Origin of the sequence: Mitsuokella apri, from assembly GCF_051886055.1 — a bacterium.
Classification (GTDB): domain Bacteria; phylum Bacillota; class Negativicutes; order Selenomonadales; family Selenomonadaceae; genus Mitsuokella.
The window spans coordinates 43,132-67,718 of record NZ_JBJEXT010000074.1; the positions used below are offsets into that span (position 1 = coordinate 43,132).

The 24,587-nt window shown below is 48.0% G+C and carries 27 protein-coding genes; 16 read left to right on the plus strand and 11 right to left on the minus strand.

Annotated features, from left to right (window positions below):
- Nucleotides 1-64 precede the first annotated feature (64 nt).
- Together ACI4OH_RS11640 and ACI4OH_RS11645 are read right to left on the minus strand one after the other, a co-directional pair.
- Nucleotides 65-511, minus strand: coding sequence for a ferritin family protein (locus ACI4OH_RS11640; protein WP_439784779.1), 447 nt, complete (start codon nucleotides 509-511; stop codon nucleotides 65-67).
- 63 nt (nucleotides 512-574) lie between these two features.
- The gene (locus ACI4OH_RS11645) at nucleotides 575-937 is read right to left on the minus strand and encodes a hypothetical protein (protein WP_432647292.1); all 363 of its coding nucleotides are present in this window, start codon (nucleotides 935-937) and stop codon (nucleotides 575-577) included.
- 174 nt (nucleotides 938-1,111) lie between these two features.
- Here ACI4OH_RS11645 and ACI4OH_RS11650 point away from each other — a divergent pair, with 174 nt between their 5' ends.
- Nucleotides 1,112-1,594: a MarR family winged helix-turn-helix transcriptional regulator gene (locus ACI4OH_RS11650; protein WP_432647291.1), complete on the plus strand. Its 483-nt coding sequence runs from the start codon at nucleotides 1,112-1,114 to the stop codon at nucleotides 1,592-1,594.
- A 281-nt stretch (nucleotides 1,595-1,875) separates the two neighbouring features.
- Here ACI4OH_RS11650 and ACI4OH_RS11655 read toward each other — a convergent pair whose 3' ends face one another.
- Nucleotides 1,876-2,199, minus strand: coding sequence for an OsmC family protein (locus ACI4OH_RS11655; protein ID WP_432647290.1), 324 nt, complete (start codon nucleotides 2,197-2,199; stop codon nucleotides 1,876-1,878).
- A gap of 188 nt (nucleotides 2,200-2,387) precedes the next feature.
- On the minus strand, nucleotides 2,388-3,308 hold the full coding sequence (locus ACI4OH_RS11660; protein WP_439784780.1) for a LysR family transcriptional regulator: 921 nt from the start codon (nucleotides 3,306-3,308) through the stop codon (nucleotides 2,388-2,390).
- Between the two features lie 163 nt (nucleotides 3,309-3,471).
- On the opposite strand from ACI4OH_RS11660, the gene ACI4OH_RS11665 reads away from it, so the two are divergent.
- Nucleotides 3,472-4,413 (plus strand): MBL fold metallo-hydrolase, encoded by a 942-nt coding sequence (locus ACI4OH_RS11665; RefSeq protein WP_432647288.1) that lies wholly within the window; start codon nucleotides 3,472-3,474, stop codon nucleotides 4,411-4,413.
- 89 nt (nucleotides 4,414-4,502) lie between these two features.
- On the opposite strand, the gene ACI4OH_RS11670 is transcribed toward ACI4OH_RS11665, so the two are convergent.
- Nucleotides 4,503-5,732: a replication initiation protein gene (locus tag ACI4OH_RS11670; RefSeq protein ID WP_439784781.1), complete on the minus strand. Its 1,230-nt coding sequence runs from the start codon at nucleotides 5,730-5,732 to the stop codon at nucleotides 4,503-4,505.
- A gap of 749 nt (nucleotides 5,733-6,481) precedes the next feature.
- On the opposite strand from ACI4OH_RS11670, the gene ACI4OH_RS11675 reads away from it, so the two are divergent.
- From ACI4OH_RS11675 to ACI4OH_RS11685, 3 genes are read left to right on the plus strand one after another with little or no spacing between them, the layout of a single operon-like run.
- The gene (locus ACI4OH_RS11675) at nucleotides 6,482-6,796 is read left to right on the plus strand and encodes an ArsR/SmtB family transcription factor (protein ID WP_432647286.1); all 315 of its coding nucleotides are present in this window, start codon (nucleotides 6,482-6,484) and stop codon (nucleotides 6,794-6,796) included.
- Nucleotides 6,790-6,993 carry a 4Fe-4S binding protein gene (locus tag ACI4OH_RS11680; protein WP_432647285.1) on the plus strand — a complete coding sequence of 68 codons (204 nt, stop codon included), beginning with the start codon at nucleotides 6,790-6,792 and terminating at the stop codon, nucleotides 6,991-6,993. The genes ACI4OH_RS11675 and ACI4OH_RS11680 overlap by 7 nt, the downstream gene beginning before the upstream one ends.
- Nucleotides 6,990-7,577, plus strand: coding sequence for a 4Fe-4S binding protein (locus ACI4OH_RS11685; protein ID WP_435721929.1), 588 nt, complete (start codon nucleotides 6,990-6,992; stop codon nucleotides 7,575-7,577). Before ACI4OH_RS11680 ends, ACI4OH_RS11685 begins: the two co-directional genes overlap by 4 nt.
- A 76-nt stretch (nucleotides 7,578-7,653) precedes the next feature.
- Here ACI4OH_RS11685 and ACI4OH_RS11690 read toward each other — a convergent pair whose 3' ends face one another.
- Nucleotides 7,654-8,898: a replication initiation protein gene (locus ACI4OH_RS11690; protein WP_432647283.1), complete on the minus strand. Its 1,245-nt coding sequence runs from the start codon at nucleotides 8,896-8,898 to the stop codon at nucleotides 7,654-7,656.
- Nucleotides 8,899-9,495: 597 nt separating this feature from the next.
- Nucleotides 9,496-10,290, minus strand: a complete 795-nt coding sequence (locus ACI4OH_RS11695; protein WP_435721930.1) for a dihydrofolate reductase family protein — start codon at nucleotides 10,288-10,290, stop codon at nucleotides 9,496-9,498.
- A gap of 503 nt (nucleotides 10,291-10,793) precedes the next feature.
- Here ACI4OH_RS11695 and ACI4OH_RS11700 point away from each other — a divergent pair.
- Entirely contained in the window at nucleotides 10,794-11,513 is a 720-nt protein-coding gene (locus ACI4OH_RS11700; RefSeq protein WP_435721931.1) for a hypothetical protein, read from the plus strand.
- Between the two features lie 178 nt (nucleotides 11,514-11,691).
- Here ACI4OH_RS11700 and ACI4OH_RS11705 read toward each other — a convergent pair whose 3' ends face one another.
- The gene (locus ACI4OH_RS11705; RefSeq protein ID WP_435721932.1) at nucleotides 11,692-12,510 is read right to left on the minus strand and encodes a nitroreductase family protein; all 819 of its coding nucleotides are present in this window, start codon (nucleotides 12,508-12,510) and stop codon (nucleotides 11,692-11,694) included.
- A gap of 342 nt (nucleotides 12,511-12,852) precedes the next feature.
- Here ACI4OH_RS11705 and ACI4OH_RS11710 point away from each other — a divergent pair, with 342 nt between their 5' ends.
- From ACI4OH_RS11710 to ACI4OH_RS11735, 6 genes are all read left to right on the plus strand, one after another.
- Nucleotides 12,853-13,302, plus strand: a complete 450-nt coding sequence (locus tag ACI4OH_RS11710; RefSeq protein WP_439784775.1) for an Hsp20/alpha crystallin family protein — start codon at nucleotides 12,853-12,855, stop codon at nucleotides 13,300-13,302.
- 279 nt (nucleotides 13,303-13,581) lie between these two features.
- Nucleotides 13,582-15,309, plus strand: coding sequence for a DUF456 domain-containing protein (locus ACI4OH_RS11715; RefSeq protein ID WP_435721934.1), 1,728 nt, complete (start codon nucleotides 13,582-13,584; stop codon nucleotides 15,307-15,309).
- 34 nt (nucleotides 15,310-15,343) lie between these two features.
- Nucleotides 15,344-15,547, plus strand: a complete 204-nt coding sequence (locus ACI4OH_RS11720; RefSeq protein ID WP_435721935.1) for a hypothetical protein — start codon at nucleotides 15,344-15,346, stop codon at nucleotides 15,545-15,547.
- On the plus strand, nucleotides 15,544-15,990 hold the full coding sequence (locus tag ACI4OH_RS11725) for a hypothetical protein (RefSeq protein ID WP_435721936.1): 447 nt from the start codon (nucleotides 15,544-15,546) through the stop codon (nucleotides 15,988-15,990). The genes ACI4OH_RS11720 and ACI4OH_RS11725 overlap by 4 nt, the downstream gene beginning before the upstream one ends.
- Before the next feature lie 23 nt (nucleotides 15,991-16,013).
- On the plus strand, nucleotides 16,014-17,588 hold the full coding sequence (locus ACI4OH_RS11730; RefSeq protein ID WP_435721937.1) for an AAA family ATPase: 1,575 nt from the start codon (nucleotides 16,014-16,016) through the stop codon (nucleotides 17,586-17,588).
- Nucleotides 17,589-17,605: 17 nt separating this feature from the next.
- Nucleotides 17,606-18,088 (plus strand): hypothetical protein, encoded by a 483-nt coding sequence (locus ACI4OH_RS11735; protein WP_435721938.1) that lies wholly within the window; start codon nucleotides 17,606-17,608, stop codon nucleotides 18,086-18,088.
- Nucleotides 18,089-18,335: 247 nt separating this feature from the next.
- Here ACI4OH_RS11735 and ACI4OH_RS11740 read toward each other — a convergent pair whose 3' ends face one another.
- The gene (locus ACI4OH_RS11740; RefSeq protein ID WP_439784782.1) at nucleotides 18,336-19,013 is read right to left on the minus strand and encodes a hypothetical protein; all 678 of its coding nucleotides are present in this window, start codon (nucleotides 19,011-19,013) and stop codon (nucleotides 18,336-18,338) included.
- The gene (locus ACI4OH_RS11745; protein ID WP_435721940.1) at nucleotides 19,010-19,807 is read right to left on the minus strand and encodes a ParA family protein; all 798 of its coding nucleotides are present in this window, start codon (nucleotides 19,805-19,807) and stop codon (nucleotides 19,010-19,012) included. Before ACI4OH_RS11745 ends, ACI4OH_RS11740 begins: the two co-directional genes overlap by 4 nt.
- An 885-nt stretch (nucleotides 19,808-20,692) precedes the next feature.
- Here ACI4OH_RS11745 and ACI4OH_RS11750 point away from each other — a divergent pair.
- From ACI4OH_RS11750 to ACI4OH_RS11765, 4 genes are all read left to right on the plus strand, one after another.
- The gene (locus tag ACI4OH_RS11750; RefSeq protein ID WP_435721941.1) at nucleotides 20,693-22,114 is read left to right on the plus strand and encodes a hypothetical protein; all 1,422 of its coding nucleotides are present in this window, start codon (nucleotides 20,693-20,695) and stop codon (nucleotides 22,112-22,114) included.
- Between the two features lie 438 nt (nucleotides 22,115-22,552).
- A complete protein-coding gene (locus ACI4OH_RS11755) occupies nucleotides 22,553-23,632 on the plus strand; it encodes a replication initiation protein (RefSeq protein WP_435721942.1) in 1,080 nt (359 codons plus the stop codon).
- Nucleotides 23,633-23,638: 6 nt separating this feature from the next.
- On the plus strand, nucleotides 23,639-23,920 hold the full coding sequence (locus ACI4OH_RS11760) for a hypothetical protein (RefSeq protein WP_435721943.1): 282 nt from the start codon (nucleotides 23,639-23,641) through the stop codon (nucleotides 23,918-23,920).
- A gap of 102 nt (nucleotides 23,921-24,022) precedes the next feature.
- Nucleotides 24,023-24,226: a protein kinase gene (locus ACI4OH_RS11765; RefSeq protein ID WP_432647467.1), complete on the plus strand. Its 204-nt coding sequence runs from the start codon at nucleotides 24,023-24,025 to the stop codon at nucleotides 24,224-24,226.
- A gap of 58 nt (nucleotides 24,227-24,284) precedes the next feature.
- Here the strand turns inward: ACI4OH_RS11765 and ACI4OH_RS11770 are convergent, their stop codons facing one another.
- Nucleotides 24,285-24,551 carry a hypothetical protein gene (locus ACI4OH_RS11770; protein ID WP_435721944.1) on the minus strand — a complete coding sequence of 89 codons (267 nt, stop codon included), beginning with the start codon at nucleotides 24,549-24,551 and terminating at the stop codon, nucleotides 24,285-24,287.
- Nucleotides 24,552-24,587 lie beyond the last annotated feature (36 nt).

The window sequence follows — 24,587 nt, forward strand, 5'->3', positions numbered from 1 at the left end:
GCGGGCAGGTATAGTCGTCCCCTTCTTCGTCGAGATTGCCTTCATACTCATAGCCGCAGACCGGTCAGACGTAAACTTTTTTGTCAGATTTCGCTTTTGGCTTTGACTCTTCTGGATATTTTGCAAGGATCTCTGCCATCATGACACCGTGGTGGCCTTCCTGTTTGGCAAAGATTTCCATTTCATCAGCTGCTTCCGCAAAGCCAGCGGCACGGACTTTATCCGCAATTGCCTTGACCTGTGCTTCGCCGTTCGTCTCTGCTTTCTGCAGCGTCCGGATAAGGCCCCAGAAATCCTGTGGATACTTGGCACTCATGACTGCGTAGAAGCCAGCATGTACCGCTTCCTGATTGGCTGCCTCGATCAGCGTATCGACAATATCGTCATAGCCCTGCTCCTTTGCCAGTCTGGCCAGTGCGTAATACATCATCGTGCCATTGACTTCTGCCTGCATCATGCCTTTCATCATTTTCTCCATATCCGTGCCGATTGCCTGTCCGTAAATGCTCATGATTTTTCTCCTTTTTCCTTATCTTTATGTGAAATCCTTATTCAAAGCGGCTGTGCCGCCACATCATGCATTCTGATTTGCTGTCTTGATATCGTTTTCCGGAATGCTGAACGCTCCTACGCCAAAATGAAGAATATATTCTTCTGCACCAGCCACCGGCATCCAGTAGCCATAAGCCTTGCTGCCGTTTGGAGCATCATAGGTCACGCAGACCGTGCGTTTTTCGTCGGCTGCACGATTGCAGAGACAGCCCTTATGCTGTTCCAATGTGCCATTATCTATGCACCGCATCTGCGTATTCAGGCCAAATCCTGCGGCTTTCTGATTGACTGCGTAGATCTGACGATTTTTCTGGATCAGTAAAACCGGCTCTGGAAAATTATCCCACATCATGTGGAACGACTCGATGATTTTCTGCTGTTCCATTTTTGCTCTCCTTTTCCTGTCTGCGTTATCGCTGTGATTTGTTTTACATGCTCTATTATACGCATCTATTTAATTTTGTCAAATTAAATTTTATAAAATCTTATTTGATTTAATCATGTATCTCTGCTAGAATATAATTATGAAGAATCATTATAGAATTGAAGGTGTTATCCAATGACAGATATCCAAAAACAGACGACAGCCGCTGTTGGTTCTGACTTTAATCCGCTGCTTCTGCAGAATCAGCTTTGCTTTCCACTATATGCCAGTGCCCGCAAGATCGTAGCAGCTTACCATCCCTTCCTGAAAGCCATCGGACTCACCTATGCGCAGTATGTCACGATGATGGTGCTATGGGAAGAAAAGAGCATCACGATGCACGAGCTCGGCAAACGCCTTTACCTCGATTCCGGTACACTGACGCCGGTGCTGAAAAAGTTAGAGGGTATGGGATACGTAAAACGCCGCCGTCAGCCAGAAGATGAACGCGTCCTGCTCGTTGACATTACGCCGGAGGGAGAGACCCTGCGCGAAAAGGCCGAAAAAGTACCTTACGAAATGGGTTGCCTGCTTAATCGCAAAGGCGATCTTTTTACGCCAGCGGAAGTAGAGATTCTGAAAAAGCAGCTCTACCGTATAATTGAGGCATTAGCTTAAATTCCATATAGAAAGAGGAATCAACATCTAGCTGATTCCTCTTTTTTGTGCCTATTTTTATGGACATATTGGATATGTTGAACAATATAATCAACATATCCAATATGTCCAACATGTCCAATAAAGCTATTGATAAAAAGCCGTTATTTCTTTGCTGACAATTCATCTTGACCATAGAGCTCGATAAAGCGCGCCACGGATATGCCGTGGTCCTCAAGCAGCCGCTTGGCCGTGACGTTTAGATGACATTCCTTCAAAGCCTTGCGGACGACGGATTGCCCTTATTCAACGTCGAACAGAAATTTATAGTCTTTTACCACATCAGGATGAAGACTGCGTCCTACGACGCACATGGTCTCTAAGATACGAGGAATTTCCTTCCGGATTTCCTCGCTGTAGTCTTTATGCAAATGAAATGTCAAATGAATCGCCTTGACCCGGAATGTTTCGAAGTCCGCATCCTTGGACACATCGACATAAGAACCGGAAAAATCCAAATTTTTCTTTTCCAACACAGCAGCCAGTACGGTTTCCGCACAGTCTGCTAAGGCCAGAGCCAAAATATCTGTCGGCAAAAGACGGGATGCATCATTTTCTGTAACCATGGTCTCTGTCCATTGGCTTCGAGACGGACCGATTGGTTGTTGTTGCCTAAATAAACGACTTTGCAGTTACTCATGTCATATCCTCCTGACCGTAAAACACGTATGTCATACTTGTTTATACCTCAATGATAGCAGTCAGCGGAAAGCATGTGAAATACTTTTATCGAATCATTTATGTTTATATCGTATTAATTGGCAACCATGTCCTCGTAATATGCCCTGGCTTCCCGAATTACTTGATATATCGGTGATTTTTTATCGGCCAGGGATGTTTTCAGGCTGTAAATCCCCAATTGAGTCACGGGAGATTCCGGCCAAGAAAAAACGGCCAGTTCCTTGTGTGCTGGCAGCAAATAATCGGGCAGGAGAACATAGCCGCTGCCGCATAAGGCGAGGGCACAGGCCTCACTCGCGTTGGCACAGATGATATTGTCCTGCTCCTCATTGACGGGCAGGATGCGATGGCCCCGCGAGAAAACGTGTTTTAACAGATATGGCGGAATATCAAAAATCTGCCGATATGGCAGTAATTCTTCGGAAGAAACGCTCTTATCACGCTTTCTTTTCTTTTTTTGAGCAAGGGGATGGTCCTTGCGGCAAACGCAGTAGAACCGTTCTTCGTGAAGCGGCGTAAAGACGACGCTTTCGTGAGCAAATTTCGCATCTTTGATAGTAAAGACCAAATCCAATTTGCCACTCACGAGCCGCTGCAGATTGGCATCGGTCTGGTCCAGCGTGAATTCTGCAGTTAATTTCTCCTGCTGCTCCAGCACAGGCCGCAAAAATGCCGTCAAAAGGGGCATGGCCTGCGTATCCATGTAGCCAATGCGCAGCACCTGATGAAAGGTATTCTGAAAATGAGAAATCCAATCCAGACTATGGTAATAAGTGTGCAGCATGGACTGGGCTTCCGGCAGGAACTGGGCCCCTACCTGCGTCAGCGACACCGCACGGGTGGTCCGATGAAAAAGCTGCGTTCCCAGTTCCTGTTCCAACGACTGAATCTGCCGGGATACAGCGGGCTGCGTCATATTCAATTCTTCCGCAGCCCGCATATAGTTAAGGGTATTAGCCAGAGTGGCAAAGCATTCCAACTGCGTCGTGTTCATCCTGATTCCTCCCTCTTATTAATACGGTCCATTTATCAATTATACCATATATTTATTTCACCGGAGACATTTTCCATGCTATGATGACAACGTAAACAAAAAGAGCAGATCCTCATCTGCACAACGTAAAGAACAGACAAGTCAGGGTGAAAGGAAGAACGTCATGATGAATTATTCCCGCTTTAGAAAAGCATCGTTAGCCGTACTGGTTTCGCTGGCAGCCTTTGGCTTCCAGACTTCAGCGGATGTGTCTGCAGCTGCTGTTGTAATGCCGGAACAGAACACAGTGACGGCCGCTCAGGTGCCCAGTCCAGTTGTCAAAAATTTGAAAATTGGTTCCGTAGCTGTCTATGACTTCGGCAAGATCAAGATTCACGCTTATCAGAGCAAGGATCCTCTCGGTGATGAGACGTATGTCCTCGAAAATGATAAGCATCTGGTCTTACTGGAATCCACAGCCTTTAAAGCGAACAACGAGGAATGGCAGCAGTATATCAAATCCTTGAAGAAACCTGTAGCCGGCGCGCTGATGGCCTATCATCCCAATGATGCAGATGAATATGGCGCCAAAATCTATGCCACGGAAACAGCCCTGAAAAGCTGGCAGAAAGGCGGCAGTATTTACGCTCTGACCGAGAACTTCAATAAAGGCTTCGGCACGGAAGCTGTAGCCGGAACGCTGCCCACGCAGGCAAAACTTTTACAGGAAGGGCAGCATGTCAAAATCGGTGGCATTCTGTTTCATATCCTGCCTGCCGGCGATGCAGCTTACAGCATCGAACTCCCGCAGATCAACGTCGTTTATCGTCATATGATGGGCTCTCACACGCATAATATCCTGACCAGCCCAGCCCATATCGATGCAGAAATCGCGGCCATGCAGCAGTACCAGAAAGCCGGCTACGCACTGGTGCTCACAGGCCATAATGTACCGGAAGGACAGGACGCTGTCGCAACGAAATTGACCTATCTGCAGACCATAAAGCAGCTTGCCGCTGAAAATAAGAATAAAGAAGATTTTGTGACGGCTGTCAAAAAATCATTCCCGGATTATCAGGGCGATAATTACCTGATGATGACCGCTGATTCTCTCTACGCGAAGTAAGCAGAAATTCTATAGCCCTCATAGCGATAGGAAGCATCGATATAATCAACATGTCCAATATGTCCAACAAAGCCATTGACGAAAGGCTGTCATTTCTTTGCTGACGTTTCATCCTGACAGTACAGCTCAATAAAGCGCGCCACGGACATGCCGTGGTCTTCAAGCAGACGTTTGGCCGTGACATTGAGGTGGCGTTCCTTCAGGGCCTTGCGGACGACACTAACCATGGCCCGGCCCATGTCGTCGGACTGATCGAACGGTGTTTCCTCGACATCAAGGGAAATCTCGTCGCCAAACATCTTGATGGCATCGAGCTCCCAAGCGGCATTTTCCTGCTTGGCCTTGAATTCGCGCTCAATCGCGGCCTTCATATCCTGATCCTGTCTCAGGTAGTTCTCGGCAATCGCCTTATAGAGAAAAGCGGGGACATTCTTGACTTTTCGCGTCTTGGCCAGCTCGACGGCGTAGCCCATGCGTTTCTCAAATTCTTCGTTGCTGCCACAGAGAAGCGTAAGCTTGTCGACGCTCTGGCGCGTAAGGCCGTGCCATTCATTCCTGTTCGGCAGCATCTCCATCTGCACCGTTTCCGCAGCTTCCTCATCCGGCATGACCTGCGAGCAGTCCATCGTAAAATTAAATCCCATAATACGGCGTGCCTTCCGAACTTTCGTATACGAGATCCGGTATTGCGTCTTCTCGTTGATTTCCTTGATTGGGTCATCGAGAACACGGCGGCAGAAATCCTGAATCCTCGTATAAGTATGTTCCCCGACGTTCAGCATGAAGCGCAGGTCGCCGAGTTCAATATGGCGCTGGATGGTCTTGTCATGCATCAGCCCCTGATATTGCAGCATGAGCTCCAAAAGACGCATGCTGTACGCACTGGACAGATTGAAAATCTGCTTCATAGCAATGCGCGTATAGCCTTTACCAAGCTCAAAGATGTCAAGCAGATAGGGACGCATCTCATTGTTGAACTTGATGCGCAGGCCATCGCGTTTTTCATATTCGATGACGGCAAAGAGCGGCACGTACTTCATCCCTTCTTCAGAACGCAGGACGAGAACGCGCTTGGCCAACGAATCACAGGTTTTATCAAGTAAAGTTAGATACATGCCGTTGCCCAATATCTCTTTGACCTGACTAGGCGAGATGTGCGTAGCTGGAAAATCCTTGTCGTAAAATTTGTCATTCCTGCCAAGATGTGGATTTATGTCCTGCAGAGCAAGCAGGAAAAGGCGCATTTCCAGCGCATTCATCGCTTTCTTCGCTTCGATGAGCGGATTGGCCTGATAAATAACGGGACGACGATCATTCATAGAAATGTTCCTTTCATTTTCGCAGAAATCAAGTAAAATCAAGGGCTGCAGAGATTAAATCGGCAAGCAAACCGGTAAGGAAACCGACGGCTTTGCGGGCAATATTTGGCGGTAAGGTGGACGATTTTTAACTGACATGTCAAAGTCAAGCCCTTTTTCGAAAATATTTTTGGTTAAAATCTGTCTACATTACGTCTAATTTCATTATATCAAACGTAATGTAGACATTCAACAGGCATTATTTCTACCTTTTATCATATATCAGGTTAAAATCCGTCTCCCTTTAGGTTAAATTTCGTCCACCTAAAAAGCCCAATTTGGTTAAAAATTGTCTACCTATAGGTTAAAATCCGTCCACCTAAAAAGCCGCTAGCCCTTGTGCTATAAGGCTTTCAAAACACCTATAGCATATATAGCATTATATGCTAAAAGCAAGCATAGCATAGGGAAGTTATCCACAGAGGAAAATAGAGCAACGATCCAGACTTCCACAGCTGCCTTTGCCGGCCTGCTTGCCTTTTCTTTTTTGTCCTTTTTATCTCTTGAACGATCCATTTCGTTCTATTCGAAGATGGTTGCTTGATTTCCATCCCCTCTTGACACTCCACCTGCCTTTAGGCATGGGAGTGTCAAACTATATTTTGCTAGACTTTCTGCTTCAGTTGCCCGCTAGAGATCACTTTGCGGATTCCCTTGACAACTATATTTAAAAATTCTAATATATAAATATAAATTGTGAGGTGTATAAATTGATTCAAGATGAAAAATTTCTGCAGCAGCAGGCAGAGCTCCTAAAGGTCATTGCCCATCCCGTACGGCTTTGCATCGTCCGCGGACTTTGGCAGAATGGCGGCTGCAATGTGACACATATGCAGCAGTGCATGGATGTACCGCAGTCAACGGTTTCTCAGCATCTGGCAAAACTGCGTCAGGCGGGAATCATCGAAGGAAAGCGCAGCGGACTGGAAATCTGCTATACGCTGAAAGATGAACGCGTCAAAGCCATCTTGTCATGCCTTTTTCCAAAAAAGAAAGCCGGTACAGAGGAGGAATCATCATGGTAAAACGTTCACCGCGTCATGCTGTAGTACATAAAGAAAACTGCGTGGCCTGCGGCACGTGTGTCGACATCTGTCCACGCGGTGCCATGAGCATCCATGCAGGCATTTTTGCCGAAGTCAATGAGGATCTCTGTGTCGGCTGCGGCATGTGCGCCAGAGAGTGTCCGGCTTCCGCGATTCAGATTGGGGTGAGACCATGAAACAGCAGCATCACTGGTACCACTATCTTTGGCTGTGGTCCATTTTCTATTTCTCAATGAGCTTCGTCAACATCCTCTTTGCATGGCTCGGGCTCATCAGCTTCTGCCTGCCACTCTTATTTGCCATCATCGGCGGCAACAAGCTCTTCTGCAATCGCTATTGCGACCGCGGTCAGCTGCTCCGCGTGCTCGGCAGTCAAGTCGGACTTTCGCGGCGCCATGAAATGCCTGCTTGGCTGAAAAGCCAAACTTTCCGCTACGCCTTTATGATATTCTTTTTCGCCATGTTCGGCAGTGTCATCTACACTACCTGGCTCGTCGGCAGCGGCGCATCCAGCGTCAAAGAAGCTGTCATGCTGCTTTGGAGCATCAACCTGCCCTGGCATTGGACCTATACGGCAAGCGTCAGCCCGTGGCAGGCTCAATTCGCCTTTGGCCTCTATAGTCTGATGATGACCTCCGAAGTCATCGCCTTGGCTGCCATGCTCTGGTTCAAGCCGCGCTCCTGGTGCGTCTTCTGCCCGATGGGGACCTTGACGCAGACCATCTGCAGGGTGAAATCAGGCTCTGGCCGCAATAATTAATGGTATAAATTGGATAAGTTGAACAACATATCCAATGTATCCAACATATCCAACAAAGCTATTGACGAAAAAGCTGTCATTTCTTTGCTGTCGTTTCATCCTGACAGTACAATTCGATAAAGCGCGCCACGGACATGCCGTGGTCTTCAAGCAGGCGCTTAGCCGTGACATTGAGGTGACGTTCCTTCAAGGCCTTGCGGACGACGCTGACCATGGCCCGGCCCATGTCGTCGGACTGGTCAAACGGTGTTTCCTCGACATCGAGGGAAATCTTGTCACCAAACAGTTTGAGAGCATCGAGCTCCCAAGCGGCATTTTCCTGCTTGGCCTTAAATTCACGCTCCACGGCGGCCTTCATGTCGAGGTCCTGCTGCCGATAGTTCTCGGCAACGGCTTTGTAAAGAAAGGCCGGTACATTCTTGACTTTGCGCGTCTTAGCCAGTTCGACAGCGTAATCCATGCGGCGCAGGAATTCTTCGTTGCTGCCGCACAGCGTCGTCAGCTTGTCGACCATCTTTTCCGAGAGACCATGGCGGTCTTTCTTGGCTGGCAGTGCTTCAAGCGTAACGTTTTCCTCGGCTGCGCGATCAACCAAAAGATCGCGGCAGTCCATCGAAAAAGTAAAGCCCGTGACTTTGCGTCCCGTCTTTGTCCTCACGTACGTCATATGGTACTGCGTCTTTTCGTTGATTTCACGAATGGGATTGTCCAACACGTATTTGCAGAACGGGCCAATCTGCTTGTACTGCGAAGGACCGATATCGAAGAAAAAGCGAAGCTTGTCGAGCTCGATATGGCGCGTGATGACCTTCCCCTGCATCGTGCCGCGGTACTGCAGCATCAGTTCAAGCAGGCGCATAGCATAGGCAGACGACAAATTGAAAATCTGCTTCATGCTGATTTTCGTATAGCCATCGCCGCTCTCATAGATATGGAGCAGAAAAGGCTCCATGTCCTCATTGAACTTGATGTACAGGCCATCCTTCGGCGTGTATTTGATACGCACAAAAATGGAGAATTTGACAAAGCCGCCGTCATCATTGCGCACCGTGACGATTTTCTGCAGCATATCGTCACAGACGCGTTCCAGACGGTTCAGATACTCACCGTGTCCGAAGATGGCCTTAACCTCTGCCGGCGTCAGATGGAACTCCCGAAACTCCTTGTCGTAGTATTTGTCATTGCCGGAAATATGCGGATTGACATGGGCCACGGCCAGCAGAAACAGCCGCATCTCCAAAGCATTCAGCGGCTTTCTTGCCTCGATCAGCGGATTGGACTGATAGATATCCCGCGCCTCATTCACTTCCAATTTTTCCACACGCTTCGCCTCGCTTTCCCCGTAAAAGAGTAGAAAATGTGACCTGCAATGCCTGTCCGCGGTCACAATTCCTACTTTTATTCCATTATAACAGGGAAGTATTAGGTGCTCAAGCTATATTTTTATCAAATGCCCTCGAATTAGGTCACAATCCCTAATAGTTCAGGTCACATTTCCTAATACTTAACGCAAAAATTGGTCACAATCCCTAATAGTTAGGTCACAATCCCTAATCGAAAACGCCCGAAACCCGCGCCATTACTGGGCTCAAATCGCGGAAAGCATTATAAAGCATTATATGCTAAAAGCATGCATAGCATAGGGAAGTTATCCACAGGCAAGAAAATACCTATCTCATCCGTCACGCCAGCACCTCCCATATGCTTTTGCCTGCCTGCCTTTTCTTTCTTTTTCATAGAATAATTTGAGGGAACATATACTGCGCTCGGCGGTCAACATCACCGGTGATGCTGCCTATGCCACGATTGTCGATCGTTTCCATACGGAAGAAAAGTCAGCCGCCTAATATTGACCATAAGAAAACCGGATGGGGAAGTATCCTCATCCGGCTTTTTGCATAGGAAAGTCAATATTTTCTTATCGGTGTGCGCGAATCATTTCCATGGTTTCTTTGAATTCGGGATCGCTGTCAAAATCAAAGTCAACTTTTTTACCGACTTTGTAGCGGATCCAGACGGCATCATCCGGCATGATTTTGACTTCCAAAGGCTTAAAGAGGACAGGCTGGTCGGTCGTGATGCCTGGTTTTGCCATGAAGAGAGTCTGTGTTTCCGTGCTGCCGTCCGCTGCCGGAGCCATGACCAGGCTCAATTCATCAACCAACCCTGCCTGTACAAAACTCCAGTTGATGACGCCGCCGCCACCGAGCATTGCGGAATCCACATGCAGAACATTTTTGATCTTATCGTAAAGCAGCGGCAGGTCGACGCTGTCTTTGCCGCAGATCAGGTAGCTGATTCCCTTTTTACGCAGAAAATCCTTGTAGCTGTTGGACGCCGCTTCGGTGAGGACTTCTACGATATGGCTCTTGACACCATCATATTCGCTGACATTATCCTGCCATGCCAGTTTGCCGTGACCATCGACGGCAATCACGAACTGTCCCAAAGATACGCCATCGGCCAAATAGTCGCCGGCAGGAACCTCGGGGGCATTTTCATCAAGCTCCGGCTTAGCATAAAATGTGAAGTTATCGTCGATTGTCGTGCGGCCGTTGATCATCGCCTGATACTGGTATTTGGCATCTGGACCATTCATGATCGTGCTGAAGCTGTCTGGCGCTTCGCTGGTCGACGGACGCCAGAGATACTTCCCCATGATTTTGCCGTCCGTCGAAGTCTCCATATGACAAAAAATAAATGGTTTATCCATTTGCTCATCTCCTTCTAAAAATGCTTATCTATCTTCACTATAACAAAAAATTACATCATCTGACCAATGCTTTTTGCCAAAGTCCTGTCATACGAATCAGGCATACCTGAGGGGGAAAAAGTAAATCCGATTCCAATCATTACAGACAGAATACAGAGGATGCATTCATTTGTGGAAAAAATCCTTCCACAGTTTGCCTAGAATGCCCCGCAGAAAGCCCAGAATGCCGGCAAAAAAGCACAGGACGGCAAGAACGGCACCGCATATTACAGCACCCCAAACGAAGAACGAAAACATCATCATCAGCTCCATGCCATGTTTGTTCACCAATTACACAATCATAATACACTATTCTGGAATATTAAGCAGCATTTTCGGTGGTCTTTTTTCATTGAGGAAAACTGTCGAATTGGCAGGAATCTGACTACTTTAGAAGAAGTTTATTAACAAATGGAACAACACGCGGATCGGTCTGAATTTTGAATAGAAGGGATGATTTTCTTATGGGAACTGCAATCCTTGTTATTTTCGTTCTCTTTGTTATTTTTTACTGCCTTGGACGTTCTGCCAAAACAAAGCAGCAGAATACATCATCTATTTCACCAAGCCAGCGGTCTGCCATATCGTCAAACCGGCCGTTCCCTCAGGAAAAACCGACTCCTTCTTTGCAGAATGGTGCGGATATCCCAAAGGCCCATATCGATGCCGTTCGGCGAAATATCATGCGGCATGAACTGCGCCCAGACCAGCGTCAGGCTCTTGCGGATATCCGCCGTCAAAATGCTTTGGACCGTCAGCATGACAGCCGTATGGCTGCGGCTGCCGGTCTTGCCGGCGTAGTCGCAGGCGCGGCCCTGATGCGTCATCACGATGCACAGGAAACGCAGGCCCATATCGATCAGGCCGCAGCAATGCAGCGCGATGCCTTGGCCATGCAGGATCAAAATGACAGTGGCGTTGATGATTCTTCAACGGATGATCTCGATATCGATCAGAACGTGGACTGGTCAGCAGATGATGACGGGCAATTTGGCAGCGACGACTATGACAATGATGACTATGACAGTGACGACTACGATAGTGATGATTACGACTACGACGATGCCAGCGATGCCGATGAATATCCTGACAACGATGATGGCTTTGACTATAACGACGACGCTGGCAGCTATGACGATTACGGTGATTATGGCGGCGGTGACGACGGCGGCGATTTCTTCTGAAAAACTGCTGATTTTTCCTAACAGGCCGCTAAAATTTTATAAGAACAAACCGCCCTTCTTCGGTCATCACTCCGAAGAAGGGCGGTTCTTTTGGTATATGCCTTGCTAGACATGCCATGATTTCATTATAACATGGCAATTGTCAATGGACATAACGAGTATACACAATTTCGGGCATTCATTTAATGATGGTGACATTCTTCGTCGTCAGCTGCGGCGTCCTCGCATATTTAACCGCAGGGATGCCCAAAGCTATAACAAAGCCGAGTTTGCAGTGCTCTGGAATATGGAACTGTGCCTCGACCTCAGGAAAATGCCTTGCCATAGCGACGGCGAAGCCGTCAAAGAGTGTGCCAAGTCCGAGGCTTTGGGCGTAAAGCTCGAGATACGAGAGGGCGATGATCGGGTCAACCGGACGGCACATCTCGACGGTCTTGGTTTCATCGACTGAGGCGACGACGAGTGCCGGTGCACCGCGATAGACGACATCCTTGCCCTGTGCGCGGCCCTTTGCTGCCATCTCCTTCAAGAATACCAGCGGCGAGTCGTCAGGGAGACGGTCGAGACAGTCATAGGTGATGCTGCGAAGTTCATCCATTTTCCTGCGCGTCGCGATGATGGTAAAACGCAGGGAAGGGGCATTGATGCCCGTCGGCGGATAGGCCAGCATCTCCTGAAGCTTGGCGATTTTCTCCGCCGGCACATCGGCATCTTTGTACTGGCGGACGCTGCGGCGCGACTTGATGAGTCCAAGCAAAGCCTCGCTGTCGACCGTCGTCACCGGAGACGAATCGGCAGGATTGAGTCCGTTAAAGGAAAAAGCCCCCGTCGGGCAGATGGCAAGGCAGTGCTGACAGGCAATGCACCGTTCATCCCCGCCCCTGATATAACGCGGTACCTTGTTTTCGTCAAACTCCAGACAGGAAGCAATGCAGTCGCGGAGACACATACCGCAGTGAATGCATTTTTCTTTGTCAATCGCAATGAATTTTTTCATGATTATTTTCCCTCCGGCTGTATTACTGCTCATAGTTTATATATTATTAGATGTACCATTCATTATAACAAAAACATCCATAAAAAGTAAGGCCAGGGGAGCCGAGGAATATATTTGTAAAGGATTTTGCTGCTTCAAATGCCTGCAAATAAAAATTAATTTCATATTTTCTTTTTGACCTATTGACTTTTTGACCATTCTGAGTATAATAAGAATTGTAAAGAGGATAAGGGAACCGAGAGAAAGGGTCCAAGGTCCTCGGTACAAATATCAAATGGTTTTGAATCGCCGCCTGATGCTCATCGGAAGGCGGCGGCAAGACGTCGAAAGGGGTTTTTGATTATGTTTGGTTTGGTTCCATTTGTTTCCAACAATGATCTTCAGAAAGAAGAAAACGTATTTGATCGCCTCATGAATGTCTTTGATGAACCGTTTATGCAGAGCTTCCATACTCCGGAATTCAAGGTTGATGTCAAAGACAACAAGGACAGCTACGACCTCACGGCTGAGCTGCCGGGCCTCAAGAAGGAAGACATCTCCCTGACGTACAACAACAATTATCTGACTATCGCCACGAAACATGAGGATACGAAAGATGAAAAGGACGAGAAGGGCAACTACGTCCGCCGCGAACGCAGCCAGAGCAGCATGAGCCGTTCGTTCTACATCGACAACATCGATGAGGGCAAGTGCACGGCAGAGTATAAGGATGGTATCCTTTCCGTCCATATGCCGAAGTCGGCAGAGAAGGCTGAAACGGGTCATACGATCAACATCAATGGCGCCGCTTAAGCCAAGCGTGAAAACGCCTAAAGCTTGACCAACCAAACACCGCGTGTCACCTTCGGGTGGCCGCTGGTGTTTGCTCCATATGAAAGGGACGTCTCTAAAGAAGCCGGTACAAAAAGGTACCGGTTTCTTTTTTTATTTCTGTTATCTTACCTGCACAGGCCATTTATTATGCCGCCAGAACTGCAACATGCCACTTAGAAGGAAAATAGGATTTTATGTAGAATCCATATATAGAATTTAAAGAATAATGAGAAATATAGAGAGCTTGGAGGGGAAAGAATGGCAGATCGCATTATCCAAACGGCCGACTTATCCAGAATTGCCAGTAACCTGGAAGCAATTCATGGCAGGATTGCGGCCGTTGATACACATGTCGATGCAGTCGAAGGGGAACTGCTGCATACAAAATCAGAGCTTGAAGCTCTGGTCGATGAGTTTCATGCTTTTGTCAATGAGCAGATGCTGCGCAACCGTGAGCAGCTTGCCGAAACGCGCGTCGTGAAGCTCAGGCAGGAAATCCAGAAGCGCTTTGGCCATTACGATGTGGTCAGGCGTATGGCAACGGGAATCCTGCAGGCAACGGATATTGGCATCATCCGTAAGGAAATTATCAATAACGCAACTGAGGATGTGATGATCAAGACACCGGGGTATTGGCTTGCTCCCTGCCTTGTCGCCCTGGCCGCGTGGATTGCAGATAACAAAGAGCTTGCCCAGAAGGCAGTCAAAGAGGCAATTGCCCGGGATGATGAAAAGACCTCATTGTTCTTTGCCTTGATCTGCCGCCGTGCGGACCGCAAGCTTGCCTGCATCAAGTGGGTGAATCGGTATCTTGCCAATCAGGATGAAGAAAATCTGGACCGCAAGACCATCCTCGTACTTTCCGCTTACGCCAATGGTCTTTGGGGAAATGACCTTGAAAATGAGGTTGGCGGACAGATGAAGGAATGGCTCGAACATCTTGAGGCAAAACCGGGCTTTGTAGAGAAGCAGCGCGAGCAGTGGAAACAGGCTATTCTGCTGAAGAAACCAGACCTCAGCAAGGAAACAGATTTTCCCTATCTGCAGCAGTACAGTCCGACTTGGCCGGCAATGGCCGCCGTTCTAAGCGGTGCCTATCTGCATGAGGTTTTATATGATGATTTCGACGCCATATTCCAGCAGAAAAATCCAACGAAGGAATTAACTGCCCATTTGGATGACATGTTGGATGAACTGGTCACGAATTTTGATGATGAAGAATTGCCGCTCCGGAAAAAAGAACAGCTCGAGCAGCTTGTTTTGGACTTCCACGGGGATGAAGCAGAAGCGAACAAGCATATGGATGTGCAGAAAACATCTTTTGAGACGCATAAAAACTTCGTGCAGCTGCTGACCGATGCTTCGATGAATCCTGAACTCGTACATGCGGATGCTGCAACGCAGAAATTTGCCATTTCCCTGTCAAAGGACTGGATTCTCGATGCCTACCGCGATATCACCGCCGCGAACCGCAGTGCTGTGCCACAGGGAATTACGTTTGAGCTGCAAGGGTTTGAAGCACAGACACAGAATGGCGAAAACGAAGAAGAGATCCTTGCTTCATGGAATCAATTTGTCGACCGACAGAAAGAGGAAGCCATGAAGGGCAACGAGATGACAAAAACCGGTGAAATGTGTAAAACACTTCGCTGGGTATTTGCAGTTTTAGCCGTGGCCGGCTTCTATGTCACAATAGTGGCTGGCATCATTTTCGCCGTTCTGGCGGTCTGGGCATACTCCCGCTATAACGGAGAAAGGACGCGTTATCTGGCAGCAAAGAAAGTCGCAGAAGACTGGGAAAACAATCGTCCAAAAGGGGAAGAGATCCTGCGCGCGCTGCTGGCCGAAGTCGTGGATGTACGGGAATTGTTCGAGAAAAAGGATGCAGAGTTCACCAAGACGGAAACCTTCTTGAAGGGGCTGGCCCCCAATCAGTTCGTCCGTGCTCACATCGATGGCATCCGGAAAATCAGTGCGGCAGAATAAAGGATGCATCTAGAAAAAGGAAGAAGGGAAACATATGGCAGACGCATTTCGTCCAATTGACCCGAAAACGCCCGCTGCCAAGCAGACACCAGCGGAAAAGCAGGGTGTGCAGCAGGCAGAAGCAAAGGAAATACAGTCAGATGATCCACTGGCAAAAGGACTCTCTGCAGCCTGGGACATCCTCCCGCCGCAGGTCGTTGTCAGACGTTCGATGAAGAAAAGGCGGAATATGATATGAAAACACCAGCCACTTATGCAGAATGGGCGAAGGTCCTGCATGCCTTTGCCGACGGCAGTCAGGATGAAGAAGCCATGGCTGCTATGCAGGCAGGCACACTTCATTGGCAGAGCGGCGTTGCAGAACGTTTTGCGAATCGTTTTGCCGATACGCTGAATACGCGCATGAACAATGCGTCGGATTTATTTCAGCGTAAAATGAGTCAAGCTTCTGGAGAAGCAGAACTCATTCAGGCACTGCTGGAACTGCGGCGGTCCATGCAGATTTTGGTTCAGGCCTGCCGCATTCCTGCCCTGCCAAAGGACCAGCAGGACGCCTATGAGAAACTGGTCCGTGAACAGGCAGATACCATGCAGAAAAGTTTAGAGGACAGCGTCAAAGCAGATCCATTGGGAAAATTAAAAAGTATCCTGCGGAACCATCCAATCAACCGTTTGGATTGAGAGCAGGATAGAGAGGGTAGATTATGGCAGATTTGAAGAAAAGTACAGAGCTCCTGCGCCGCTATATGATTGCACGGATCCCGTTTATTTCCCTGCAGACGATTGAACGCACGCGCGTTCTCGATGCCTGGAAGGATATTGCCAAAGAACTCAGCCTGACTGTTTGCGTTCATACCTTATCGAAAGGCGTGTATGACCTGACGACAAATAAGGTTCTTTCAGAGGACAAATCCTTGTACGGGGCCATCGACTTTATGAGTGAACAGATGAAACGGCGGCAGAATCTGACGCTCATCCTGACGGAGACACCCGATATCAGTCAGGATAACGATAATTCGCGGCAGCTTCTCGACCTAGTAAATCTGGCCAATGAAAATGGCGGCTCCGTTGCCGTATTCACGCAGGGAGCCGTTTGGAACCGGCTGCAGCGTTCCGGGATGATGATCCGCATCGACTTGCCGAATGAGGAGGAAATGTATCCCATCGTCAAGGAGTACATCGATGATTATCGGTCCGAAATCCCGATTGAATGGGATGACACGGACATCCGCGAAGCTGCTTCTGTTTTGGCCGGCGTGACGAGCATCGAGGCCGAAAATGTCATGGCAGCCCTGATTGCGAAGAAGGAAATCAAAAAGTCCGACCTCGACGAAGTCCGTTCGGCCAAGGACCGCTTGTTCTCCGATATTTCCGGACTCGAGAAAATCAACGTCGACCCGAGTGTCAAGGATGTCGGCGGACTTGCCGGCCTGCGCAAATGGCTCGACGAAAAAAAGCAGCTGCTGTCCCCGGATAAACGGGCCATCATGCGTGCCAAAGGACTGCAGCCGCCGCGCGGCATCCTGCTCGTCGGCGTACCTGGCTGCGGAAAGTCGCTTTCCGCAAAATCCATCGCCGCCAATTGGAAGCTGCCGCTTTACCGGCTGGATTTTGCCACCGTACAGGGAAGCTATGTCGGCCAGTCAGAGCAGCAGCTCAAAGACGCCCTGACCACGGCCGAGAACGTATCGCCCTGTATCCTTTGGATTGATGAAATTGAAAAAGGGCTGTCGGGAGCCGGAAGCAGCAACGACGGCGGCGTGTCGACGCGCATGGTCGGTCAGTTCCTGTTCTGGCTGCAGGAATGCAAAAAACAGGTCTTTGTCGTGGCAACGGCAAACGATGTCTCGATGCTTCCTTCGGAACTGCTGCGCCGCGGCCGCTTCGATGAACTGTTCTTCGTTGACCTGCCGACGGCAGAAGAACGGCGTGAAATCCTTGCGCTCTATATGCGGCGCTACCTTGGCGTGGATTTCAGCGGCCCATTTTCCGACCGCATCGTCGAGATGAGCGAGGGCTTCACGGGAGCGGATATCGAATCAACCATCCGCGATATTGCCTATCGGAGTCTTGCCAGTGACGATTTTGAATTAAGTCCGGAGAATTTTGAGGCAGCCTTTGAAAATGTCGTGCCTCTCTCCCAGACGAGCCCGGAACGCATCGAAAGCATCCGCGCCTGGGGAAAAGAGCGTGCCGTACCAGCTTCCGGACGCCCAATCGGCGAAGAAAATTCGCTGCCAAAGAAAGATGGTGTGCGCCCGCGTAAAGTATTGATTTGATAGGGAGGGATCATCTTATGCCAAAACCAATGCTGCATCGTCCAAAGGTCAGCGAAAGTACGGACAGCGCATTTTCGTTGACGCGGACGGTGAAACATGATGACCCAAAAGAAAAAATGCGCCTTGACCGCGCACTTCGCAAGCCGCGCTCCGAAGCTTACCTGCGTGCCATGCATCAGCTCGATGCCGGCGGTCATGTCATGAATGCCGCCAAAGTGAAAGACATCGTCAATCAGATTCAGGCAGAACTGCCGGAGGTAAAGCTAGAGGGCTTCTTCATCGGCATCATCTCACGCTGTTATCTGGGCGACCCGTACGAAGTGCATACCCTGGATCCCGCGGGATCCATTATCACACATTATAAGCGCGGCGAAACTTTGCCGAACGGAATGGAAAAAGCACGCGCTTTAGCGATGATGGATTACGCCTTCATCGAAGTCTATACCGACCGGTGCTGCGCCGTCAGCGAAGATGGCAGCGTATCGATTGTCCAGAACTGAGCGTATCATTACAAAACGGCCTATTCATGCAGATTTAGTCAATCATGCATGGATAGGCCGTTAATCATGACTTATTCAATTATCACAACTTAACTTTCAGGAGCAGTAAATCCAACTATGTCTTTCTACAAATATATTGGATATGTTGGATGTATTGGATATACTGGATATGTTGGATAAATTGGATATGTTGATTATGTTGTTCAACATATCCAACATAATCAACATATCCAACCAATTTCCACGCTCAATCGACGTCATCGTCGAACAGATTTTTATCCAGTTTGCGGTCAAGACCGAGTTTATGACGATTCTGCTGCAGGATTTCCACAACGGGCTTCCAGTGTTCCTCATACATCGTGTCGACAGCCTGAATCATGAACTGATTGACACTGACGCCGGTCATCTTGGCCAGACTCTTGATCATATCGGCCTGATGGTCGGGCAGAATCAAATGAATATGCTGACGTCCCGGGAACTGACGGGGACGTCCTCTTTTTTTGCCTGCAGACTTCTCGGCTTCTTCTGTCTTCCCTTCGGCAGCTCCCTCGGCTGCAAAAGCTGTGCTCAGCGCCAAATCGTTCTCCATTTTTTCATGGGCAGCGATGGTATCAGCAGCGTTCTCTATTCCCTGCTTTTCTTCATTTTCTCGGTTCCCTGTGCCTGCATCGTCCTGCTGAAAGGCCGAATTTGCCGCATTATGCTGTTGGACTTGTTGGACATGTTGATTTTGTTGTTCAACATTATCAATATATTCAACTGTTCCAACATATCCAACGTTCTTATTTTCTTCTTCTTTGTTCAATGAAGAAGAAGATTTTTCCTGTGGCAGCGAAGGTGCCCCTTCAAATAAGTAGTCAGCAGGAGATTTACTCTTGTCGAAGGGATTGGCTCCCGCGGCAATCGTGACTTTTTTCTTGCTCATTTGTCAGCACCTGCCTTCTGGAACACATCCACGCCAAAAATCTCCTGGATCAAAGAAGCATAATCCCTGCTCGGATTTGACTTTGGATCCATGGTGAAAATATCGCTAAGGGCTGCCTGTGCTTCTTTCACGGCGACAGCTTCGCGGATTTTCGTATCAAACAGCTTCGTGCGCAGCTGAGCGGCAGCCGCATTGAAGAGCGTGACGAGTTCCTTTGAAAGATTCGCGCGGCCCTGGAAGCGCGTCAGCACGATGCCGGCAATTACGAGCTTTGGATTCGCATGCTCGCGGACACTCTCGATGGTCTCATAGAGCTGACTGACGCCCTGCAGAGACAAAATATCGGCCTGTGCCGGAATGATGACATAGTCCGCTGCGACAAGGGCATTGTTCGTCAGCGTCCCCAGAGCCGGCGGCGTATCAACAAGAACGTAATCGTAGTCGTCCTTCAAATCCTTTAGGGCCGTCTGCAGACGGTACGGACGCGACATCTGGTCCGTGAGGCGCGCATCAATTGAGGCGAGGAACATCGAGGACGGCACGATATCATAAAGGTCCATATGCTGGATTCCTTCATTGATATTATTTTCCTTCGTCAGGATTTCCAGCATCGTGACGGTCGTCTTATCCTGCGCATCCGTTACGGCATGGCAAATCGAGGTCAGATTGCTCTGCGGGTCAAGGTCGAGCAGCAGGACCTTGTAGCCAGCGTGAGCAAGTCCGGCCCCGAGGCACTGTGCGGTCGTCGTCTTCGAGACGCCGCCTTTCTGATTGGCAATAGCATATACTTTCATGAAACAAAACTCCTCAAAATCATATTTTTCTCTTAATTGCGTTATCTGCATTATACCATAAAATATTGAACAATAAAAATATCAATATACATGTTGAACATAAAATTATGATAGAGCTTCTTGGATATGTTGGATATATTGGATTTGTTGTTCAATATATCCAACCATTACTCTTGTCGAAAAAAAAATTTTTTCTTTTTTTCACCATCTTTTCGCCAAAATGTTGAACAACAGTATCAACACTATATACGTTGAACAATATATCCAACACCCACTATATATAGTGGGTAAGATGCTAAAAAAACGGGGAAAAGCACAATTATGTTGGCTAAGTTGAACAACAATATCAACATGTCCAACACGAAAAATTATATGGATTTGTTGATGATGTTGTTCAACACGATTCAAAACAAAACGGAATAAAGTCCGTTTTTTCCATATTGCAATTGACACTCACCTATGCTATGCTTGTAATCAGCAAGGGGTTATCAACAGCCACACTGTGCATAACCCAGAAAAACGACAAAAGAAAAGAGCCCTTCCGTACTTCCAATACTGAAGAGCTCTCTATATTACAGCTCGTACCAAAGCTTCCAACTCGGTATGACGCTCTCATCGGAAACCCAAGTTCCGATAAGATGACTGCTAATATCATGCTTCTATTTTAGCAAAGATAAAAATAGATAGCAAGCATATAGACGCATGATATGCAGAAATCCCCGCAAAACCGCCGGCAAGAAATGCAAAAAGACGGTTTTTACGGGATCAGTCTATTCCCTGCACAATGGCAGGGAGGCTGGCACTGCAGATCACTTATCCGTGAAAGACGGCCCGTCCGATGAGGACGGGCTTTTTTCGTACAAGCTGACAAACGGAGGTGATCGCATGAAGAAGAAAAACGCATCCATAAGCAAAAAGCTAAAGGACTGGGAGGCAAAGTCAGCTTACCTGAACAAGAACTATTCTGCGATTGCACCATATGACTTCTATGAGTCACTCGGTCTTGATGACCTCCCTGAATACTTCAAGATCTGTGCCGTCCATGCAAATGCCCAAAAGGGACAGCGCATGCAGAAATACCTGGATATCATGGACATGCTGGTCGCTTCCGGCGGCCGCCGGGATGCCTATGTCTATCCTGCCGTCTATTACAAGAACTATGCCAAAGAAAACTTGATGCACCTGCTGCCCTGCATTTACATCGACCTCGATTACGTCAAGGCAGCCGACCTGCGCCTTCTTTGTCAGCAGGACTTCTATGGCTTCCGTCCGACGTATCTCGTCAATTCCGGCAACGGCGTCCATCTCGTCTATTTGTTAGCGGAAGCCGTAAATACGTACGACTGGACCAAGGAAATCCTGAAAAAACTTCACAGCGCCCTGCTGCAGGTTTTCGCAAGCCGCAAATTCAAGGCCGACACGGGCACGGGCATTTCCCACAGCTACCGCATCGTCGGCAGTCAGACCAAGCTCGGCAAGAGCTGCACGGCTTATCAGGTCGGCGGGAAAGTGTCCATAGAGGCCCTGGCTGATTCCTTGGGCATCGTCTGGCAGCGTCCGCAGTACATGGAACGCGATTACGAGAAACGCCCCTCAGACGCGGCGCCGCACGGTCATTCCGGCTTCTACACCTACCTCACCAATTTGATCCCGCTCAGGAGCAAAGAAGGCCATCGCTACAACTCGATCTTCGCCCTGGCCTGCGTCGGCTGCAAATGCAATATTCCGTTCGAGCAGCTCAGCAAAGATGCCATGGCCATCGCCAGAAAACTCGGCCTGCCCTTAAAAGAGGCGAAACACGCACTCGAAGTCTGCGATCCCGAAAAAGCCAAAACCGTCCGCGCCGCGACCCTTGAAGCATGGCTCGGCTGGTCCTTTGACCGCAAGACCAAACGCAATGGCCGCACCCAGGCAGAACACCTCGCCCTCATCGCCGAAAGCAAAACCTCTGCCAGCAGAAAAGAAGTCTGGGATCATCTGCGCAAACACGGCTTTACGAGCATCAAAGCAATCGCGGAGACACTTCACAAAACGCGCAAAACCGTCGCCAAATACTACCATCAGTGGCTTGACGCTCTCAAAGAAGGTACCGTCGACCTCATCGATCCTCCCGTAAAAGCAACTGTCACCGTCATAAAAGAGGCTGCCCAAACAGCTACCTTATTTATCCATCAAGCAGGTGAACCCTTCATTGCGTATATACCTGCCTTAGGCATAGAGCTATGCTCCGAGGGGACCGAAAGGAAAGAAAAAAGGGAAAAGAGTGAAAGAAGAGTATCGAGGGGCGAGCCGTATCTTAGTACCTGAATAGTGGCAGATAGCAGAGTGTACCGTAGAATATGGGAAATGGCTGGGCCCTCGCCGGCGCGCGAGGCGCACGCCCTATTCTTTACTTTTTATATTATTCTCTTACTTTTCTATACTATTGTGCTTTGCACCGATATGCCCTCTATTCCTTGTGCCATAAGGCTTTACGGGAGTTGCACGACCTCTTGAAGTGCTACCTATTTTACCCGGAACTGCTACGAATTTTATCTCGAAGTGCTACATCTTTTATCTAAACTGCTACAAGTTTTATCCTAAAGTGCTACGTTTTTTACCTTTGTACAAGGAGATTAAGCTTGTAAGTGCTACAAGTTTTATCTTTATCAGGGATAAATGCTACGTTTTTTATCTATAATATGCTACGTTGAATTGATATGACGTAGCATATTCGATACGATATATTCACAGAGGTGATGTCCTATGGGTAAGAACCTATTAGAAAAGAAAGTCTATCAGGCCAATCCTCTCGTTGAAGCGAGAAAACATATGAACGTATCCGAAATGCGGCTATTTCTGCTCGGCCTTCAGGACCTTAAGCCACATTTCCGCGATGACCGGCCTTATGATGTAGATTTCCACGAAACCTGGATCTCTCCACGTGAATTGAAGGAGCTGTTTGGCAATAATGGCAGCGTAGCCAATTTAAAACGCCATCTGACAGAAGCATTTCAGGGCTATATCGAGCTGTCATATGAAGATGGGGGCTTCGGGCTGCGTCACATCTATCGCAAGATGGACTATGAGGAAGGAAAAGGCCTGTTGATTCAATTCGATGATGAGATCAAACCCTATCTGCTGGAGCTGATGGGGAAACGCTATACCAGCTACGAAATCAAAACGATCTTCCCACTGACCAGCGAATACGGCTGGCGGTTGATGGAATTATTGCTCGAGAAGCAAGGTTATTTCCGGCAGGGGAAGAAAAGAATGTATCGGACCTTGACTATGGAAGATTTGCGATTCAAACTAAACGTTCCGGATGGAAAATATGTTGGCCGCATCAATAATTTTCGTGCCCGTGTCCTCGATGCACCGATTGCAGAAATCAATGAGAAGACGATTTATCATGTTTGGTACGATTCGAACAAAACAGGGCATCGTGTAACAAGTTTTACCATCTGGATGGAGTATAAATCAGGATATGAATTTGTAGAAGATGCCAAATCGGAACCAATCGATGTAGATGCTTCGACTGTCTTGTCTAATTCCAGCCAGGAAAACCAGGAAGATGCGAATCGAGCAGAAGCTGCGAAGATACCTATCGAGGTGATTGCTGCAGATAAAAAGGCATCCTTGAAACAGAGAATGATCCATCAGGAAGGCTTTACGCTGCTGGAGTTTAATTCTGTCGTGAAAAAATGGGGCCTCGATGATGTGGCGGAATCCTTCGATCTGGGCGTTCACGAGGCAGATGCGCGTCATCATCATGGTATGGATCGAAAGCGGTATATCAAGGCGTATGTAGAAAAAAACTATGCAGCAGAGCGCCGCAAAAAATAAGAGATCGTGGCTCGTGAAGAAGCTGCTGCTGCTGAAAAGAAACAATGCGAAAAAGAGATGACCGAAGCTTTCGCCGCACAGGGAATTTCCTTAACCGGGGCAGCACCTAAAAAGATAGAGAAGCGAGAGTTAACAGAAGAAGCATTGGAAAATCTTTTGTCTATCGTTGCGCATGCCGTGAAACACGATGCCGTTAGTGACGCCATCATCAACATGATCAAGGCGTATGGATTCAAGGATCAAAATGAGTTTTATAGAAAATATTGGAGTCGGTTGAGCAGCTATTGAGCAAACACTGTAATTAATCGTACGATTGTTCTTTCCTAATAAAAAGAAACGTGTTATACTAAAAGAAATAAAATTTATGCTATATGGATAGGAGAATGAATTATGGCAAGAGCTACGAATTACGATGCTAAGATTGCAACCCTCGAGGAGAAAATTGCGAAGAAAAAAACGGAGCTGAAGAAGCTTAAGGCTGAGCTGGCTGCTGTGAAAGAAAACAAAGCAAAAGCTGATTACAAAGAACTGCTCGAATACATGAGCGAGCATGACATCGCTGCCAACGATGTTCTTGGCATGATCAAAGAATAATTTACAAATAAAGATCGCATCCCATCAGGATAGTATATCCTTCGTGGGATGCGATTTTTTATTTCACGAAACCGAGTTCTTTCCATTTCGCATAGAGCTCGGCCCGCCGATTGTCATATTTACGGGCTTCGTCAGGACTTTTAGCGGATTCGGAGCTGACTTTATAGTCCCATAAAACATTGGCAATCATTTTAGCGATAAGCTCTGTTTCGCGCATTTCCTGCCAATCATCAGCGGCCTCCAGCGCCTTTTCATCTTGATGGCTTCTTCCATATTGAGGGTGTCCACAAATTTTTTGAATTCGTTCATTAATCGATACCTCCATATCATTAGATAAGCAACTATAGCAGGCCTGTTAATT

Excerpts from the sequence above, each read along its gene's own strand:
- ACI4OH_RS11640 (WP_439784779.1), bottom strand. The coding sequence starts at position 511 with ATGAGCATTTACGGACAGGCAATCGGCACGGATATGGAGAAAATGATG.
- ACI4OH_RS11645 (WP_432647292.1), bottom strand. The coding sequence starts at position 937 with ATGGAACAGCAGAAAATCATCGAGTCGTTCCACATGATGTGGGATAAT.
- ACI4OH_RS11650 (WP_432647291.1), top strand. The coding sequence starts at position 1,112 with ATGACAGATATCCAAAAACAGACGACAGCCGCTGTTGGTTCTGACTTT.
- ACI4OH_RS11655 (WP_432647290.1), bottom strand. The coding sequence starts at position 2,199 with ATGGTTACAGAAAATGATGCATCCCGTCTTTTGCCGACAGATATTTTG.
- ACI4OH_RS11660 (WP_439784780.1), bottom strand. The coding sequence starts at position 3,308 with ATGAACACGACGCAGTTGGAATGCTTTGCCACTCTGGCTAATACCCTT.
- ACI4OH_RS11665 (WP_432647288.1), top strand. The coding sequence starts at position 3,472 with ATGATGAATTATTCCCGCTTTAGAAAAGCATCGTTAGCCGTACTGGTT.
- ACI4OH_RS11670 (WP_439784781.1), bottom strand. The coding sequence starts at position 5,732 with ATGAATGATCGTCGTCCCGTTATTTATCAGGCCAATCCGCTCATCGAA.
- ACI4OH_RS11680 (WP_432647285.1), top strand. The coding sequence starts at position 6,790 with ATGGTAAAACGTTCACCGCGTCATGCTGTAGTACATAAAGAAAACTGC.
- ACI4OH_RS11685 (WP_435721929.1), top strand. The coding sequence starts at position 6,990 with ATGAAACAGCAGCATCACTGGTACCACTATCTTTGGCTGTGGTCCATT.
- ACI4OH_RS11695 (WP_435721930.1), bottom strand. The coding sequence starts at position 10,290 with ATGGATAAACCATTTATTTTTTGTCATATGGAGACTTCGACGGACGGC.
- ACI4OH_RS11700 (WP_435721931.1), top strand. The coding sequence starts at position 10,794 with ATGGGAACTGCAATCCTTGTTATTTTCGTTCTCTTTGTTATTTTTTAC.
- ACI4OH_RS11705 (WP_435721932.1), bottom strand. The coding sequence starts at position 12,510 with ATGAAAAAATTCATTGCGATTGACAAAGAAAAATGCATTCACTGCGGT.
- ACI4OH_RS11710 (WP_439784775.1), top strand. The coding sequence starts at position 12,853 with ATGTTTGGTTTGGTTCCATTTGTTTCCAACAATGATCTTCAGAAAGAA.
- ACI4OH_RS11715 (WP_435721934.1), top strand. The coding sequence starts at position 13,582 with ATGGCAGATCGCATTATCCAAACGGCCGACTTATCCAGAATTGCCAGT.
- ACI4OH_RS11720 (WP_435721935.1), top strand. The coding sequence starts at position 15,344 with ATGGCAGACGCATTTCGTCCAATTGACCCGAAAACGCCCGCTGCCAAG.
- ACI4OH_RS11725 (WP_435721936.1), top strand. The coding sequence starts at position 15,544 with ATGAAAACACCAGCCACTTATGCAGAATGGGCGAAGGTCCTGCATGCC.
- ACI4OH_RS11730 (WP_435721937.1), top strand. The coding sequence starts at position 16,014 with ATGGCAGATTTGAAGAAAAGTACAGAGCTCCTGCGCCGCTATATGATT.
- ACI4OH_RS11735 (WP_435721938.1), top strand. The coding sequence starts at position 17,606 with ATGCCAAAACCAATGCTGCATCGTCCAAAGGTCAGCGAAAGTACGGAC.
- ACI4OH_RS11740 (WP_439784782.1), bottom strand. The coding sequence starts at position 19,013 with ATGAGCAAGAAAAAAGTCACGATTGCCGCGGGAGCCAATCCCTTCGAC.
- ACI4OH_RS11745 (WP_435721940.1), bottom strand. The coding sequence starts at position 19,807 with ATGAAAGTATATGCTATTGCCAATCAGAAAGGCGGCGTCTCGAAGACG.
- ACI4OH_RS11750 (WP_435721941.1), top strand. The coding sequence starts at position 20,693 with ATGAAGAAGAAAAACGCATCCATAAGCAAAAAGCTAAAGGACTGGGAG.
- ACI4OH_RS11755 (WP_435721942.1), top strand. The coding sequence starts at position 22,553 with ATGGGTAAGAACCTATTAGAAAAGAAAGTCTATCAGGCCAATCCTCTC.
- ACI4OH_RS11765 (WP_432647467.1), top strand. The coding sequence starts at position 24,023 with ATGGCAAGAGCTACGAATTACGATGCTAAGATTGCAACCCTCGAGGAG.
- ACI4OH_RS11770 (WP_435721944.1), bottom strand. The coding sequence starts at position 24,551 with ATGGAGGTATCGATTAATGAACGAATTCAAAAAATTTGTGGACACCCT.